The 14,702-nt window shown below is 49.7% G+C and carries 13 protein-coding genes; 8 read left to right on the forward strand and 5 right to left on the reverse strand.

Going from position 1 to position 14,702, the window contains the following annotated elements:
• The first annotated feature begins 3 nt into the window (after positions 1–3).
• The 6 genes from BUB81_RS15725 (at position 4) to BUB81_RS15750 (ending at position 6,854) form a co-directional block, all read left to right on the forward strand.
• Entirely contained in the window at positions 4–1,248 is a 1,245-nt protein-coding gene (locus BUB81_RS15725; protein WP_073324282.1) for an ammonium transporter, read from the forward strand.
• 166 nt (positions 1,249–1,414) lie between these two features.
• A complete protein-coding gene (gene ggt / locus BUB81_RS15730; protein WP_073324283.1) occupies positions 1,415–3,100 on the forward strand; it encodes a gamma-glutamyltransferase in 1,686 nt (561 codons plus the stop codon).
• A gap of 7 nt (positions 3,101–3,107) precedes the next feature.
• Positions 3,108–4,022, forward strand: a complete 915-nt coding sequence (locus BUB81_RS15735; RefSeq protein ID WP_073324284.1) for a Dyp-type peroxidase — start codon at positions 3,108–3,110, stop codon at positions 4,020–4,022.
• A gap of 26 nt (positions 4,023–4,048) precedes the next feature.
• Complete coding sequence (nhaR, locus tag BUB81_RS15740) at positions 4,049–4,927, forward strand: transcriptional activator NhaR (RefSeq protein ID WP_073324285.1); 879 nt, start codon at positions 4,049–4,051, stop codon at positions 4,925–4,927.
• 118 nt (positions 4,928–5,045) lie between these two features.
• Entirely contained in the window at positions 5,046–5,927 is an 882-nt protein-coding gene (htpX, locus tag BUB81_RS15745; protein WP_073324286.1) for a protease HtpX, read from the forward strand.
• Positions 5,928–5,999: 72 nt separating this feature from the next.
• Positions 6,000–6,854, forward strand: coding sequence for an endo alpha-1,4 polygalactosaminidase (locus tag BUB81_RS15750; protein WP_084526640.1), 855 nt, complete (start codon positions 6,000–6,002; stop codon positions 6,852–6,854).
• On the opposite strand, the gene BUB81_RS15755 is transcribed toward BUB81_RS15750, so the two are convergent.
• Genes BUB81_RS15755 through BUB81_RS15770 form a run of 4 tightly spaced genes read right to left on the reverse strand, consistent with a single transcriptional unit; the run spans position 6,838 to position 10,462 of the window.
• Positions 6,838–7,050, reverse strand: coding sequence for a hypothetical protein (locus BUB81_RS15755; RefSeq protein WP_073324287.1), 213 nt, complete (start codon positions 7,048–7,050; stop codon positions 6,838–6,840). The two genes, BUB81_RS15750 and BUB81_RS15755, sit on opposite strands and share 17 nt — an antisense overlap.
• A 19-nt stretch (positions 7,051–7,069) precedes the next feature.
• Complete coding sequence (locus BUB81_RS15760) at positions 7,070–8,137, reverse strand: adenylate/guanylate cyclase domain-containing protein (RefSeq protein ID WP_073324288.1); 1,068 nt, start codon at positions 8,135–8,137, stop codon at positions 7,070–7,072.
• Positions 8,138–8,161: 24 nt separating this feature from the next.
• Positions 8,162–9,442, reverse strand: a complete 1,281-nt coding sequence (gene hemL / locus BUB81_RS15765) for a glutamate-1-semialdehyde 2,1-aminomutase (protein ID WP_073324289.1) — start codon at positions 9,440–9,442, stop codon at positions 8,162–8,164.
• A gap of 12 nt (positions 9,443–9,454) precedes the next feature.
• Positions 9,455–10,462 carry an aspartate carbamoyltransferase gene (locus BUB81_RS15770; protein WP_073324290.1) on the reverse strand — a complete coding sequence of 336 codons (1,008 nt, stop codon included), beginning with the start codon at positions 10,460–10,462 and terminating at the stop codon, positions 9,455–9,457.
• Positions 10,463–10,709: 247 nt separating this feature from the next.
• On the opposite strand from BUB81_RS15770, the gene BUB81_RS22195 reads away from it, so the two are divergent.
• A complete protein-coding gene (locus tag BUB81_RS22195) occupies positions 10,710–10,862 on the forward strand; it encodes a hypothetical protein (RefSeq protein ID WP_175555826.1) in 153 nt (50 codons plus the stop codon).
• Positions 10,846–11,523 (forward strand): DUF2982 domain-containing protein, encoded by a 678-nt coding sequence (locus BUB81_RS15775; protein WP_073324291.1) that lies wholly within the window; start codon positions 10,846–10,848, stop codon positions 11,521–11,523. The genes BUB81_RS22195 and BUB81_RS15775 overlap by 17 nt, the downstream gene beginning before the upstream one ends.
• On the opposite strand, the gene BUB81_RS15780 is transcribed toward BUB81_RS15775, so the two are convergent.
• The gene (locus BUB81_RS15780; protein WP_073324292.1) at positions 11,520–14,648 is read right to left on the reverse strand and encodes a hybrid sensor histidine kinase/response regulator; all 3,129 of its coding nucleotides are present in this window, start codon (positions 14,646–14,648) and stop codon (positions 11,520–11,522) included. The two genes, BUB81_RS15775 and BUB81_RS15780, sit on opposite strands and share 4 nt — an antisense overlap.
• Positions 14,649–14,702 lie beyond the last annotated feature (54 nt).

The raw sequence follows: 14,702 nt of genomic DNA on the forward strand, positions 1-14,702 counted from the left end.
ATAATGGAAACAACTTTTGAATTAGGGTACGCGTTAGATACCTTTTACTTTTTGATCTGTGGCGCATTAGTAATGTGGATGGCCGCGGGCTTTGCCATGCTGGAAGCTGGCCTTGTACGTGCAAAGAACACAACTGAAATTCTGACTAAAAACATCGCGCTGTTTGCGATTGCTTGTACTATGTACATGATTTGCGGTTACGGCATCATGTACGGCGGCGACGACTGGAGCCTGTTCCTGAGCGGTATCGTTAGTGACGGTGCTACTGATGTAGCTGAAGATCCAGCCACTTACGCGCCTTCAGCAGACTTCTTCTTCCAGGTAGTATTCGTAGCGACTGCTATGTCTATTGTATCTGGTGCGGTTGCTGAGCGTATGAAACTTTGGGCTTTCCTGACTTTCTCAGTGGTAATGACTGGTTTCATCTACCCAATGGAAGGTGCATGGACTTGGGGCGGCGTATCTGTATTCGGTATGTATACTCTGGGTGACTTAGGTTTCTCTGACTTCGCCGGCTCAGGTATCGTTCACATGGCAGGTGCTGCTGCAGCACTAGCGGGTGTACTGGTACTGGGTGCTCGTAAAGGTAAATACACTGCAGACGGTAAAGTTAACGCTATCCCTGGCGCAAACCTGCCTCTTGCTACCTTAGGTACATTCATCCTGTGGATGGGTTGGTTCGGCTTCAACGGTGGTTCAGTACTGGCTACTGCTACTGTGGAAAGTGCAAACGCGGTTGCGGTTGTATTCATGAACACTAACGCAGCGGCTGCTGGTGGCTGTATTGCTGCACTGATTGTTGCCCGCATCATGTTCGGTAAAGCTGACCTGACTATGGCACTGAACGGTGCACTGGCTGGTCTGGTAGCTATTACTGCTGAGCCTTCTACGCCTACTCCTCTTACTGCAACTCTGTTCGGTGCACTAGGTGGCGTACTGGTAGTATTCAGCATTGTGACTCTGGACAAACTGAAAATTGATGATCCAGTAGGTGCTATCTCTGTTCACGGTGTTGTAGGTCTGTTAGGTCTTATCCTGGTTCCTTTCACAAACGACGGTTCTTCTATGAGCGGTCAGCTGATTGGTGCTCTGACTATCTTCGTATGGGTATTCGTAACCAGCCTGGTAGCATGGTTAATCATCAAAGCTATCATCGGTGTACGTGTTAGCGAAGAAGAAGAGTTCGAAGGTGTGGATATCAGCGAATGTGGTCTGGAAGCATACCCAGACTTCACAAGCGGTCGCTAATAGCGCACTGAGCAATTTAAGATTGGGCATCTAAAACAATATTAATAAGCCTATATCACTTCAACTCTAACCCCGCATTTGCGGGGTTTTTTCTTATGTAAGTGGCCTTCTCTAAGTGAGAAATAGCAGGTATGCTTTGGTTATTTAGCCAACGCTTATAACGACGATGAAAATAATTAGCCGGCTGTTGATATTACTTACCTTTTCCTTTGTCACCCACGCTTATGATCGCGTAACAGGCGCGCCTTTTGCCAGCCGCTCTGAAGTGATTGCACAACAGGGAATGGCGGCGACCAGTCAGCCACTTGCCACCCAAGTTGCACTCGATATTCTTAAACAAGGCGGTAGCGCGGTTGACGCTGCTATTGCAGCGAATGCCATGCTAGGCCTGGTGGAACCCACGGGTTGTGGAATCGGTGGCGATCTATTTGCCATCGTGTGGGATGCCGAAACAAAACAGCTGCATGGCCTGAATGCTTCAGGTCGCTCGCCTGCGGCGTTAAAGGCCGAATATTTTACCGAACAAGGGTTAACCACCATCCCGTCTTTCGGGCCCTTACCGGTATCTGTGCCAGGTGCGGTTGACGGTTGGTTCAGTCTGCACGAAAAGTTTGGTCGACTGCCGATGACCAGTATCTTGTCTCCCGCGATTGAATATGCTCGCAGAGGGTATCCGGTTAGCGAGGTTGTGGCCTATTACTGGCAAATGAATGTCGACCGCATCGGTGAATATGAAGGTTTTGCTGACGTTTTCATGCCTAACGGTAAAGCGCCCACTACCGGACAAATCTTCAAAAACCCATCACTGGCAGCGACTTATGAAAAAATAGCAACAGGCGGCCGTGATGCCTTTTACAAAGGTGACATCGCCCGCGTAATTGGTGCTTACATGAAAGAGCAGGGCGGCTTTTTAAGTTACGAAGATCTCGCTGCCCATACTTCTGAATGGGTTGAGCCGGTATCCACCAACTATCGGGGCTACGATGTTTGGGAGTTACCGCCAAATGGTCAGGGTATCGCGGCGTTACAGATCCTGAACATACTTGAACAGTACGATATTGAAGGCATGGGTTTTGGGTCGGCGGACTATATCCATACCTTCGTGGAAGCGAAAAAGCTCGCCTTTGAAGACCGCGCCAAGTATTACGCTGACCCAGCGTTTAACGATATCCCTGTCAGCGCATTAATTTCAAAAGACTATGCACAAAAGCGCCGTGCTCTGATCAACCCTGATAAAGCGGCTAAACGCTACGATGCAGGTGTGGTTGAAGGGGACACCATTTACCTTACCGTTGCCGACAAAGACGGCAATATGGTGTCACTGATACAAAGCAACTACCGGGGAATGGGTTCAGGTATGACGCCACCGGAGCTGGGTTTCATTTTACAAAATCGCGGTGAGTTGTTTACGCTGGCCCCGAATCACTTCAATACTTACGAACCTAAGAAACGCCCCTTCCACACGATCATTCCCGCTATGGTGACGCGCAATAACAAACCCTGGCTAAGTTTTGGGGTGATGGGCGGTGCAACACAGCCACAGATGCATGCGCAAATTGTGGTGAACCTGATCGATTTCGGCATGAACCTGCAGGAAGCCGGCGATGCACCGCGCTTTATTCACGTGGGGTCGAGCAGCCCGACCGGAGCACTGATGAAAGACGGTGGCGAATTGAGTATGGAAACCGGTTTTGCAACAGAAGTGCGTCGTACGTTATACGAGCGGGGGCATCAGTTGTCTGATAAGCTGGGAATATACGGTGGCTATCAAGCCATTCTGTATGATGCCGATAAACAAGTATATTTTGGTGCATCGGAAAGCCGCAAAGACGGGCAAGCCGCAGGGTATTAGGAGTTTTATGTCGCAACCACAAAAAGGTATCTGTGCTGAGCCAAACCTGCACGCACAATATTTATTGTTCAACGTGGTTGACGAGGACAGTCAGGCCGTGCGTGCCAAACTGGGAAGAGTGCTGGAAGTACTGGACCACTACGACAACGAACACTATGAAGCCATGGTGTCGGGTGTCATTGCTGTTGGCAATAACTACTGGAGCGAACTCTTCCCTGGCCCCATCCCGGTTGAGCTAACCCCTTTTCCCGATATGCAGTGTGAAGACAGGGTTGCGCCGAGTACACCAACCGATCTGTTTATTCAAATCCGTGCCGACCGTTGGGATATTTGTTACGCCATTGGTCTGGAAGTCATGGAGTTGCTGCGTATTCACGTAGAGTTAGTCGAGCACGTACAGGGGTTCCGCTATCTCGACGGCCGTGACTTAAATGGCTATTTATATGCACCGGACAATCCCAGAGGTATGCAGCGAATGAACGTTGCCGTGCTCGGCGCTGATGAGGAGTTTGTCGGCGGTAGTTATGTGCATGTGCAGCGTTTTCGTCATGATTTACGCCGCTGGCAGAGCTTGTCTCAACGTCAGCAAGAGCAAGTGATGGGCACAACCAAAGAACATAACCTTGCCAGTGTCGAATGTAACCCGTCTTCGCATTCGGTGCGTGCGAACTTAACGTCTCACGAAAACGGTGTCCCAGAGTTATTAAAGCAAGGCATGCCCTATGGCGATATGCTTGTGCAGGGGATGTTTTCGGTCACCTGCTCTTCAAGTTCACAGCCATTTAAGCGGATGTTAGATAGCCAGATATTTGGTACCGGTGATGGTGACTATGACCGCTGGCTGGATTTTACCAGCGCTGAGTCCGGCGGCGCGTATTTTGCGCCTTCGATTAATTTTATTAAGCAGCAAGCCAAGCTTTAGAACGGCAATCATATTCACAAGCACCCATGACGCCCGTTAATTTTAACCAGTTGTATTATTTCCATATGGTGGCCGAGCACGGCAGTATTGCCAGAGTCAGCGAGTTGCTGCATATCACGCCTCAGACCATCAGCGGTCAGATCAGTGCACTGGAGGATACCATTGGCGCTCCACTATTTACCCGGCAATCACGTCGACTGGTGCCAACAGAGCTGGGCCACTTGGTGCAGCGTTATGCAACCGATATATTTCAGCTGGGGGACGAGTTAAAAGCCGTCCTTACCCAGCAGCATAGCCAGTGGCAGAGCTTTACGGTAGGCATAACAGACGTGTTGCCGAAAACACTGGTTTACGAAATGCTGAAGCCTGTCCTGGAACTGCCGGTAAAACTGGTATGTCGGGAAGGTGAGTTAACCAGCTTGTTGGGGGAGCTTGCGGTGAATAAGCTGGATATGGTGCTGGCTGACCAACCCATTCAAACCGGCAGTCACGTGAAAGCGTACAGTCACCTGGTGACTGAATCCTCAATGGCGGTATTTGCTACCGAACAATTGGCCATCGAACTGACAAACGGCTTTCCAGAATCCCTCACTGGCAAACGGTTTCTGCTTCAGGGAAAGAAATCGCTGATCAGGCAGAAACTGCTTGGCTGGTTCAGTGAAATGGACATTCAACCCGATATTCACGCTGAGTTTGACGACAGCGCGTTGATGCTGGCATTCGCCCAGCAGGGATTAGGGGCTTTTGCGGCACCGGAACTCCTCTCTGAACACCTGAAAACACAGTACAACCTCATTAAAGTCGGCACTATTAATCGGGTTACCGAACAGTTGTATGCCATTTCCCCAGAGCGAAAGCTCTCACATCCCGCGGTAGTCACACTTGTTAAAGCGCTCCGCAAATAATCAGGTATTTTCTGATTATTTATAAGTTATATTCGATTTTAACTTATAAGTAATGACCCTATATACTCTATGTCTGGGAAATCTCAGAAACAGGTTTCTTTTTTTAGTCGAGGATTTTATGAAACGTATAGTGCTGTTCCTTATCACCAACCTGGCTGTGGTGCTGGTGCTGGGCGTTGTTATGAGCGTTGTTTTCAGCGTTCTGGGTATCAACAGCCAGAGCATGGGTGGGTTATTGGTTTTTGCTGCCATTTTTGGATTTGGCGGTTCGTTTATTTCATTGGCGATTTCGAAATGGATGGCGAAGCGCTCAACCGGCGCTGTGGTGATCACAGAACCCCGCAACGCAACAGAGCGTTGGTTATTGGATACGGTGCGCCGCCAGTCTGAAAAAGCCGGTATTGGTATGCCGGAAGTGGCAATTTACGACTCACCGGAAATCAATGCGTTTGCAACCGGTGCGAGTAAGAACAATGCGCTGGTCGCAGTCAGTACAGGGTTGCTACAAGGCATGACGCAGGATGAAGCCGAGGCCGTGTTGGCGCACGAGGTGTCTCACGTAGCCAATGGCGACATGGTCACACTGGCCCTGGTGCAGGGTGTGGTGAATACCTTTGTTATCTTCCTTGCGCGGGTCGTTGCAGGCCTCATTAGCAACGTGATGCGCGGAAATGATGAAGAAGGGGAATCCATGGGGGGATTTGCCTATATGATCACCGTGTTTATTCTTGAGATGATATTCGGTGTGTTGGCGAGCATCATTGTGTTTTGGTTCTCACGTCAACGTGAATACCGAGCCGATGCTGGCTCAGCCAAACTGGTTGGCAGCCATAAAATGGTAGCGGCGCTTGAGCGACTGAAGTCTAATCGCGAAAGCCAGCTAGAAGGCACTATGATGGCCTTTGGTATTGCCAACAAGCCGGCGATGTCAGAATTGTTTATGAGTCACCCCCCGCTTGAAAAGCGGATTCAGGCACTTCGCACTACTCTGCATGGATAATTGGTGACCAGGCCGGACGGGTGTCCACTTCCCGTCCGGCTTTTTCTATTTTCAGGCCTTGAGGATTGTAGTGTGTTGTTATCCTATCGCAGTTTGCTTTATGTTGTTGTGCTTACATTGCTCAGTGGATGCGGGGGTAACAGTCAGGAAGTCCCGCAGTCCTCATCGCCGTTTCCTATTCCCACACAGGTTAACGGTGCCTGGTACTCTCCTTCATCAGGTACAACATGGCAATGGCAATTGAGTGGTGAGTTGAACACCCAGTACACGGTTGATGTGTATGACGTTGATCTGTTTGATGTCAGCAAGGCGCAGATTAGTGAGTTACAGGATAAAGGTATTCGGGTGATCTGCTATTTCTCGGCTGGCTCCTATGAAGCCTGGCGTGACGATGCCTCGCAGTTTCCTGCCAGCGCACTTGGCGACACCCTGGATGGCTGGGAAGACGAACGCTGGTTGGATATCCGTGAACAAAGCATTCTTGCCATCATGGAAACCCGCATCGCATTGGCCAGTGAAAAAGGCTGCGATGCAGTAGAGCCGGACAACGTGGATGGTTATACCAACCAAACCGGATTCAATTTATCTCACGAAGATCAGCTTGCGTTTAATCTGGCCCTATCGACGGCAGCGCACAGTCACGGGCTGGGCATCGGTTTGAAAAACGACCTGGACCAAGTCATGGAACTCGAGCCGTACTTTGACTTTGCGGTTAACGAACAGTGCTTTGAATACAACGAGTGTAACGCTCTGCAGCCGTTTACTGAAAATAATAAAGCGGTGTTTAATGCCGAGTACCACAGCGGCTGGCTTAACGACGCTAACGCACGCGCAACCCTCTGCGACCAAGCCAGCACAATGGGCTTGAGCACATTGATTTTGCCCCTGACGCTGGCCGACAGTTTTCGCTTTAGCTGCTCGCAGTAGCGGGTAAATCCGGTTTGTTTATTAATACAATCAAATAAATCAGCGCGACTAATGGAATAATGCATGAGACTGCCAGAGAAATGGCCGTTAGCATGGGAGAGTGTGTTTTTCGCTTGCCCAGATGGTAGCCAATAAAGCCCATCGCAATGGCGGCAAGCACGATGATTTCGCCTACCAGGGTCAAATTGATGTTCAACGTCTTTTCCTTGCGTTTATTAAATCGACACCGAACCATCCCAGTCAGCCGGAATGGTGAGTTGCATCAATTGTTTGCATGTGTCGATATGATAGCTGATTAATGGATCGCCGGGTAGTAAGTTCAGTGCCTGGTGGAAGTGGTCCAGTGCGGCACTGAAGTCCTGCGCTATTCTGCAGGCAAGTCCCTGCTCGATGTAGGGCTGTACCTTAATTTTGTCTTGTAGTATGTCTTCATCGAGGTGGTTGAGCACCTCATAGACCCGGACTGGCGCCTGTCGGCCTTTTACCCTTACCCAGTCTAATACCCGGTAGCGAACATCGGCGGTTTCGCCCATAGCCGCAATGGTTTGGGCACTGACTACGATATCCGCGTGGTACTTGGGAGCTAAACCTTCCAGTCTGAATGCTACGTTTACGCTATCGCCAATCACCGTTGTGTCCATGCGGTCATCGGAGCCGACTGTTCCCAGAATAACCGGGCCAAAATGAATCCCTACACCCACACCAATGCCTGCATAACCTACTTTGGCGCGATGAGAGTTGTAGATTTTGAGCGCTTTCTGCAAATCGATAGCAGCGTTTACCGCATCCTTTGCTTTGGCACTTGCTTCTCCGCCTGGATGATCGAATAGCGCCATAATGGCATCGCCGATGAACTTATCAATGAATCCACCGTTTTGATGAATGGGGTCATTCATGCGCAAAAAATAGGAATTGAGAAAGTTCATTAGCTGCTGTGGGGTCATCTGTTCAGACAAGCCACTGAAACCGCGGATATCGCAAAGTAGTATCGCCACTTCGTCTTCGGCTGCACGGCCCAATTCCAGCGAGTCATCGCCGTGTTTGGCAAAGTGAGCCACGAACTGTTTGGGAACGAATTTCTGAAAAGTCTGAGTCAGGCGCATAGCTTCATCGGCTTTTTCGAGGAAGCGCTGCTCATTGTCGTCAATACGCCCGGCCGGGTTAGGAATTACCCTGGACGCGGATTTAACGATATGGCGGGTGACGCGACGCTGCCGCACTAAGAGCAGCGTCACAACGAATGCATAAAGTCCCAAGCCTGTACATATTATGCCTAATATCATCGTGCTCAGGACTCCGCGAAGTGATTACAAGTTCGCAAATACCTTACGTGCAGCGTCCAGTGTTGCCGTGATGATAGCGTCATCGTGCAATTTCGACACAAAACCCGCTTCGTAAGATGCAGGTGCTAAGTATACACCCTCGTCGAGCATGCCATGATAAAACTGCTTAAATTGCGCCTGATTGCAATTAATGGCCTGCTGGTAGTTAACGACTTTTTCCACGTCGGTAAAGAAAATACCGAACATGCTACCAGCTGAGTTTGTTGTAAGCGGGATGCTGAACTCATTGGCAATAGTCTGGAAGCCTTCAACCAATTTTTGTGTGCTGGCGAAGATGCTGTCATACAAGCCAGGCTCTGCTAACTGATCCAGCGCAGCCAGACCTGCGGCCATGGCAATGGGGTTGCCCGACAGTGTACCGGCCTGATAAATAGGGCCGGTGGGGGCGATATGAGTGAGGATATCACGTTTTCCGCCGAACGCGCCGACCGGCATACCGCCGCCAATGACTTTGCCTAAGCAGGTCAGGTCAGGGGTAATGCCGTAACGCTCTTGGGCTCCGCCACGGCTAACCCGAAAGCCGGTCATCACTTCGTCGAAAATCAGCACGGCACCGTATTCGTCACAAATTGCGCGCAGGCCTTCAAGAAACCCGTCTACCGGTGGAATACAGTTCATGTTACCGGCAACTGGTTCAACGATAATACAGGCGATATCGTCTCCACATTCGGCGAAAATCGCTTTTACGCTGTCCAGGTTGTTAAATTCAACGGTTAACGTGTGCTGAGCCACATCGGCAGGCACACCCGGTGAACTGGGCACACCCAGTGTTAGCGCACCCGAGCCCGCTTTTACCAACAACGAGTCAGCGTGACCGTGGTAACAGCCTTCAAACTTAACCAGCTTGTTTTTACCGGTGTAACCACGGGCAAGGCGAATAGCGGACATGGTAGCTTCGGTACCCGAGTTCACCATCCGTACCATTTCCATTGAAGGTACCAGTTCTTTAACCTTTTCGGCCATAATGATTTCGGCTTCGGTCGGCGCACCAAAACTCAGGCCATTTTGTGCCGCAGCAACCACGGCATTGCGAATTTTTTCGTTGTTATGACCCAACACCATTGGGCCCCATGACTGTACATAGTCGATATACTGCTTACCGTCAGCGTCGACGATATACGGGCCGTCTGCTTTGGTGATAAAGCGCGGCGTACCGCCAACGGCTTTAAATGCGCGAACCGGCGAATTCACTCCGCCGGGGATGGTTTTCTGCGCACGTTCAAATAACTGTTCTGATTTTTGCATAAATACTAACTCTTACTTATTGGTGTACCACACCACATCCCGCTCGTATTGAGAGACCAGATTCTCTACCCCGAGGGTAAGGGCAAACAAGGCCATCCGGACTAACACGCCGTTATCGGTTTGACGGAAAATCGCCAGATTCGGGTTCAGGTTGAGGTCGTTGTCTAATTCATTGGCTTCGGTACGTGAATCGCGCGGTAATGGATGCATGATCACGGTTTTTGATTGGAAGTGGCGAGTGTAAATACTCTGATTCAGGCGGAATTTACCACGGTATTTATTGGCTTCATCTTGCGAAGGAAAGCGCTCTTCCTGAATGCGCGTCTGATAACAGATATCCGCATCCATATTGCCTTCCAGCTGTTCGGTAATGTGCAGCGAATGGCCCGCGTCGGTAATGGCATCCAGAATATTCTGTGGCATGGCCAATTCTTTTGGCGAAATCAAAGTAAAACGAATGTTCTTGAATAAACACAGCAGTTTTGACAGTGAGTGAACTGTCCGCCCGTAGCGCAAATCACCAATCATAGCGATGTGCAGTCCATCGATGGTTTTGTTGTTGTACTGCAGTTCGCGTTTAATGGTAAACAAATCGAGCAGTGCCTGAGTAGGGTGCTCGTTAGCCCCGTCTCCGCCGTTAATTACCGGTACCCGGCTGCCTTCCGCAAATTCTGATACAGACCCTGCCGCGGGGTGGCGCATAGCGATGATATCGGAATAACCGCTGAGTACCCGGGCCGTATCGTATAGCGATTCGCCTTTGGCCAGAGCGGAGTTTGCCATGCCGGTGGTCTCACGGACTTCACCCCCTAACAGGTTAAAGGCGGTACCAAAACTCACTCGTGTGCGGGTACTGGGCTCGAAAAACAAATTACCTAATATCGCGCCATCAAGAACTGTTGTTCTTTTTTTCCGTTTGGCATAGGGTTCCATGGATTCGGCAACATTAAATACCAAATCGATGGCTTCACGATTAAACTGTGTAACTGAAAGGATGTGATTTCCGGTGAAACTAGACATAGTTGATGCGAATGGCCTAAGTTGGTGAACGGAACAAGTCTGCCTGGCATACATCGCCTGCTACAGGCACTGTGCTTTAAACACCAGCAATTGTAGCAAAAACAGCGGGCAGACGTGCGGATATTCTTTGCGCGGGATCATAGCGATGTGTATCCCAATTGCCAAGCCAAACCGTATGGCTTTTGTCATCATCAACCGGGCACAATAATTCATCCGTTTTCAGTTGGAAAACGTTTAAAGGAAGTCTATGTCTGAACAGCCTTCATCACAGAGAAACGCGTCGCAGCAGAAAAGGAAACGCTGGTGGGCAACTGACTGCCCGGTGTGCATGCGTATGCGTTTGTATGTGGTATGGACGGTAATTATGCTGGTGGTGTATTTTTATGTCTTCGACAAATGACACAATCCTGATTAAATCGACGGCCAAGCGAAATGGTCTCACAACACTGATCATAGGCGCTGTTGCTTTGCTTATTTCATCCTCACTGCTGGTGTTGTTACCCGATTGGCTATTTCTGGTTGGGATCTTTATGGTGAGTGGCTCCATCGTGACGCTGCTTATTGGCTGGTTCAAAGTGCGGGAGCCGGAACACAGTTTGTCGATGGATCGTGAGCAAATCAGCTATCAGCACCGCTGCGGGCAGTGGCGCATTGCCTGGGAAGACATTCAGCGCATCGATTGCCCGCGTATTCAGCAGGGGTTAAATCATACCACACTTGATGTGGTTGGCATCAAACTCAAACACTACGACGCGTTTATTACTGCCATCTCGCCTCGCCTTGCCTCGCACCTGATAATGGAGCAGCGGCCGTTATTAATGCACAGCGAAGATAAGTCCTGTACAACGGGCGGCTGCTACAGCAATAGCTTATTCGAAGACAAGCCTTATCAGCTAGCCAATGGACAAACGGTAACGGGTATCAAAGCCATATTGGCCAACCGTATGACAGCGTTGAGAAACAGCCTCGGCTACGATGTGTTTTTGTCAGCCAGTGAGCTTGACCGTTCACCCGAAGCCTTTGTTAACCTACTTCGGGATTGCCAGCAGTCTCGTCATTAGCCGCTGCTGTTTTCCTGAATAAACTTGTTGGCTTGGGCGGCGACGATTTCGCACTCAAGAATAATGGCTGGCAATTGTTCACTCATCTCCGCGTGCTTGCCGAGCTTTAAGTTACTTTCGATTTGATTGGTCAGGGCCTGAAGTTTAGGCACACCGGTGTAGCAACAGGCGCCATGTAAACGGTGTATTTCGTCCTGTACGCCTTTAAAGTGTCGCGCGTTCCATTCTGTGCGGATCATTTCTACTGTTTTGGGTAGGTGGCTAACAAAGTCACCCAACAACTCCAGGGCAACTTCCCGATTCTGGTTGGCGCGTTTGACTGCCAGTTGCCAGTCAAGAGTGGGGAGAGCCAATGTGGGGTTAGCATTGCTTTGGCACCAGCGTTTTATCAGGTTGATCAGGGTGGCGTATTCAATGGGTTTTGGAAGATAGTCTTCCATACCGGCTGCCAGCAGTCGTTCCTGCTCCTCCTTAAACGCATGGGCGGTAACGGCAATGATAGGTGTGCCTTTATTGAGTTCGGTTTTTCTGATCAGGCGTGATGCCTGTAGGCCGTCGATCCCTGGCATTTGTACGTCCATGAGAATGAGATCATAGGCATTGTTCTGACATTGTTTTACTGCGTCCTGACCACTGCCGGAGAGTGTCAACGTAACCGCAGAGTCTGCCAGCCAGGTATCCAGCAGTTTCAGGTTCATATCCATGTCGTCGACAGCGAGAATGCGGGCGGCAGGCAAAGAGCTGGCTTTCGGCTGTGAGGGTGACTGTGTAATCAGGTGGTCACCGTGCAGAATGCCGTCCAGCTTAGTCGGGGTTAACGGCAGTCGTATTTGCGCCTCAAAATCGTCGATATAGGCGGTATATTCGGTCAGAGGTTCTTCTCCTGCAAACCACAGAATGCGCTTGCCCGTAGGGATGTCGATTAACGTTTCAAGCATCATTTCCCAGGAAGACTGCTTGTAGTTGGGTAACGTTGCAAACAGGTAGTCAAATTTGCCTGTCGCCCGGCGTAAATAGTCGAGAGACTCAGCACTGTGTACCCGCGCGCCAAGGCTGGTGAGCATTTTGGCGCTGGCGCGTCTGCTAACCGGGTGAGGGTCGAATAACAATACGCGCTTATCCTGCCATTCAGTGTTGCCTGTCAGTGTATATCGCTGACTAAGCTGGTTCGTTCTTATGGTAACTGTGAACAGGCTGCCCTGACCCGGAATACTCTGTAAATGCAAAGAACCGCGCATGAGTTTCACCAGTTCCTGACAAATCACCAGCCCGAGCCCGGTGCCCTGATAACTTCGATTGAGTGAATCGTCCAACTGGGAAAACGCATTAAACAGTTTATTGCGGTCCTTGCGGCTTATACCAATCCCCGTGTCTTCGATCTTTATTTCCAGTTCATGGATACCGTGGGGTTTGGAGCAGCCATCTACCGAGAGTTTAATGTAACCTTCAGAGGTGAATTTAAGCGCATTGCTCAACAAGTTGTTGAGTACCTGGCGGATCCGAAACAAATCACCAATGAGTTTTTCAGGCAACGGCGCCAGCTCGAACACAAACTCCAACCCTTTCATGTGCGCGGACTTGCTCATCATGGTTACCATTTCTTCGAACAGCGAATTGGGCGAGAATGGTTGGTTATTGACGTTGAGTTTCCCGGCTTCAATTTTAGAGAAATCCAGCACGTCGTTCACGATGGTCAGCAGGTTGTCGGCAGCCGCATTAATAATATGCACCTGCTCCATTTTGTCGGCGGGCAGTGGCAGGTTGGTTAATTCCTTACTGAAACCCAGAATCGCGTTGAGCGGCGTGCGGATTTCGTGACTCATATTGGCCAGGAATTGTGATTTAACATTACTGGCCTTAATGGCATCCTTGCGGGCAATATCGAGGCGCGCGTTTTGTTCCTCAATCAGCTCCATATTATGGCGTAATTCATCTGTCGCTTCAGACACATCGTTTTCCAGACGGCTGCGGCTTTTCTCCATCAATGCAATTGAGAATAATCCGGCTTCGCAGAACACCGCCACCTGAAAACAATAGGTGGTAAACATGTTGGATGGCACTACGCCAATCAGGCTCAGCATACCAATGAGTGCACCGGTAGCCAGAATGCTCCAGGCGAATATAAAGTACCGGGCTGGCTTATATTTTTTAATGTAAGCCTCGAAACCCGCTGCGATATAGCTACAAATAGACAGCATTGAAATGCCGTAAATCAGGTTGTGCTCCCAGGTCGGCGGCAGAATTCCCAGTAGAGCGACAAGCCCCATTGCGCCCTGTAACCATAAAAAGGCAATAACCACCGGGTGGGTAGAGGGCGCGTTCTCTTTGGTCTCCAGGAATATCAGCGAGAATATCCCGGAACAAATCCCGATAATGACGAATATCAGCGAAGTATAAGGGGAAAAAATGGGCGACAGGGTATCGGGAAAGAAGAAGTGTAAGTGACCACCCCATACAAATTGCCAAATCAGCACCGCCGAAATATAGGTGACATACCCTACCAGACTTAATTCTCGCGAGCCTAAAAACAGCACGAAATTATACAGTGCCAGGATCATCAACCCACCGTAGAAAAAGCCCCACAGTAAATTGTCGACCTGGCTAATAATGATTTGTTTGGTTTGCGATGTTACATACACAGGCGCAATGAGTGCAGAGGAACTGCTTTGAACCCGAATGAAGAGTTCCGCCTCTACGCCTATCGGTAAAGCGGTTTTGAAAACCGGAATGCGAAAATGTTGCTCAGGCTGAAATTTACCTTGATGGCTCTGATCAATCACCTGGTTATCAACCACAACGTAAAAATCAACTTTGTCGAGCTGACTAAAGTTAAGTGAAAACACCCACTCATCGGTGTGTGACACATTGGATATGTCGGCATGCAGCCAGAGGCCGTTTTCACTGAAGCCGTAATTGGGGTTGTTGTCGGCCTGATAAATAAACTCGTGACGCAGCTTCAGGACTTCGCCAATGGTCAACTGTTCACGGTTTTCGCGGTACACAGAGAAGTTGTCGGCCAGTAACTGCATTTGCTCATCGTCATACAGATGAACAGCACTTTGCACTGGCATTCCCATGGCGCACAGAAGCAGAAAACACCACCATCTAACCGGGAAACTACGCATAAACTTTTCTGATCCTTGATAATACCGCCATAGAAAGACACGTCTATTAAACCC

Source organism: Marisediminitalea aggregata, assembly GCF_900129565.1.
GTDB classification, from domain to species: Bacteria; Pseudomonadota; Gammaproteobacteria; order Enterobacterales; family Alteromonadaceae; genus Alteromonas; species Alteromonas aggregata.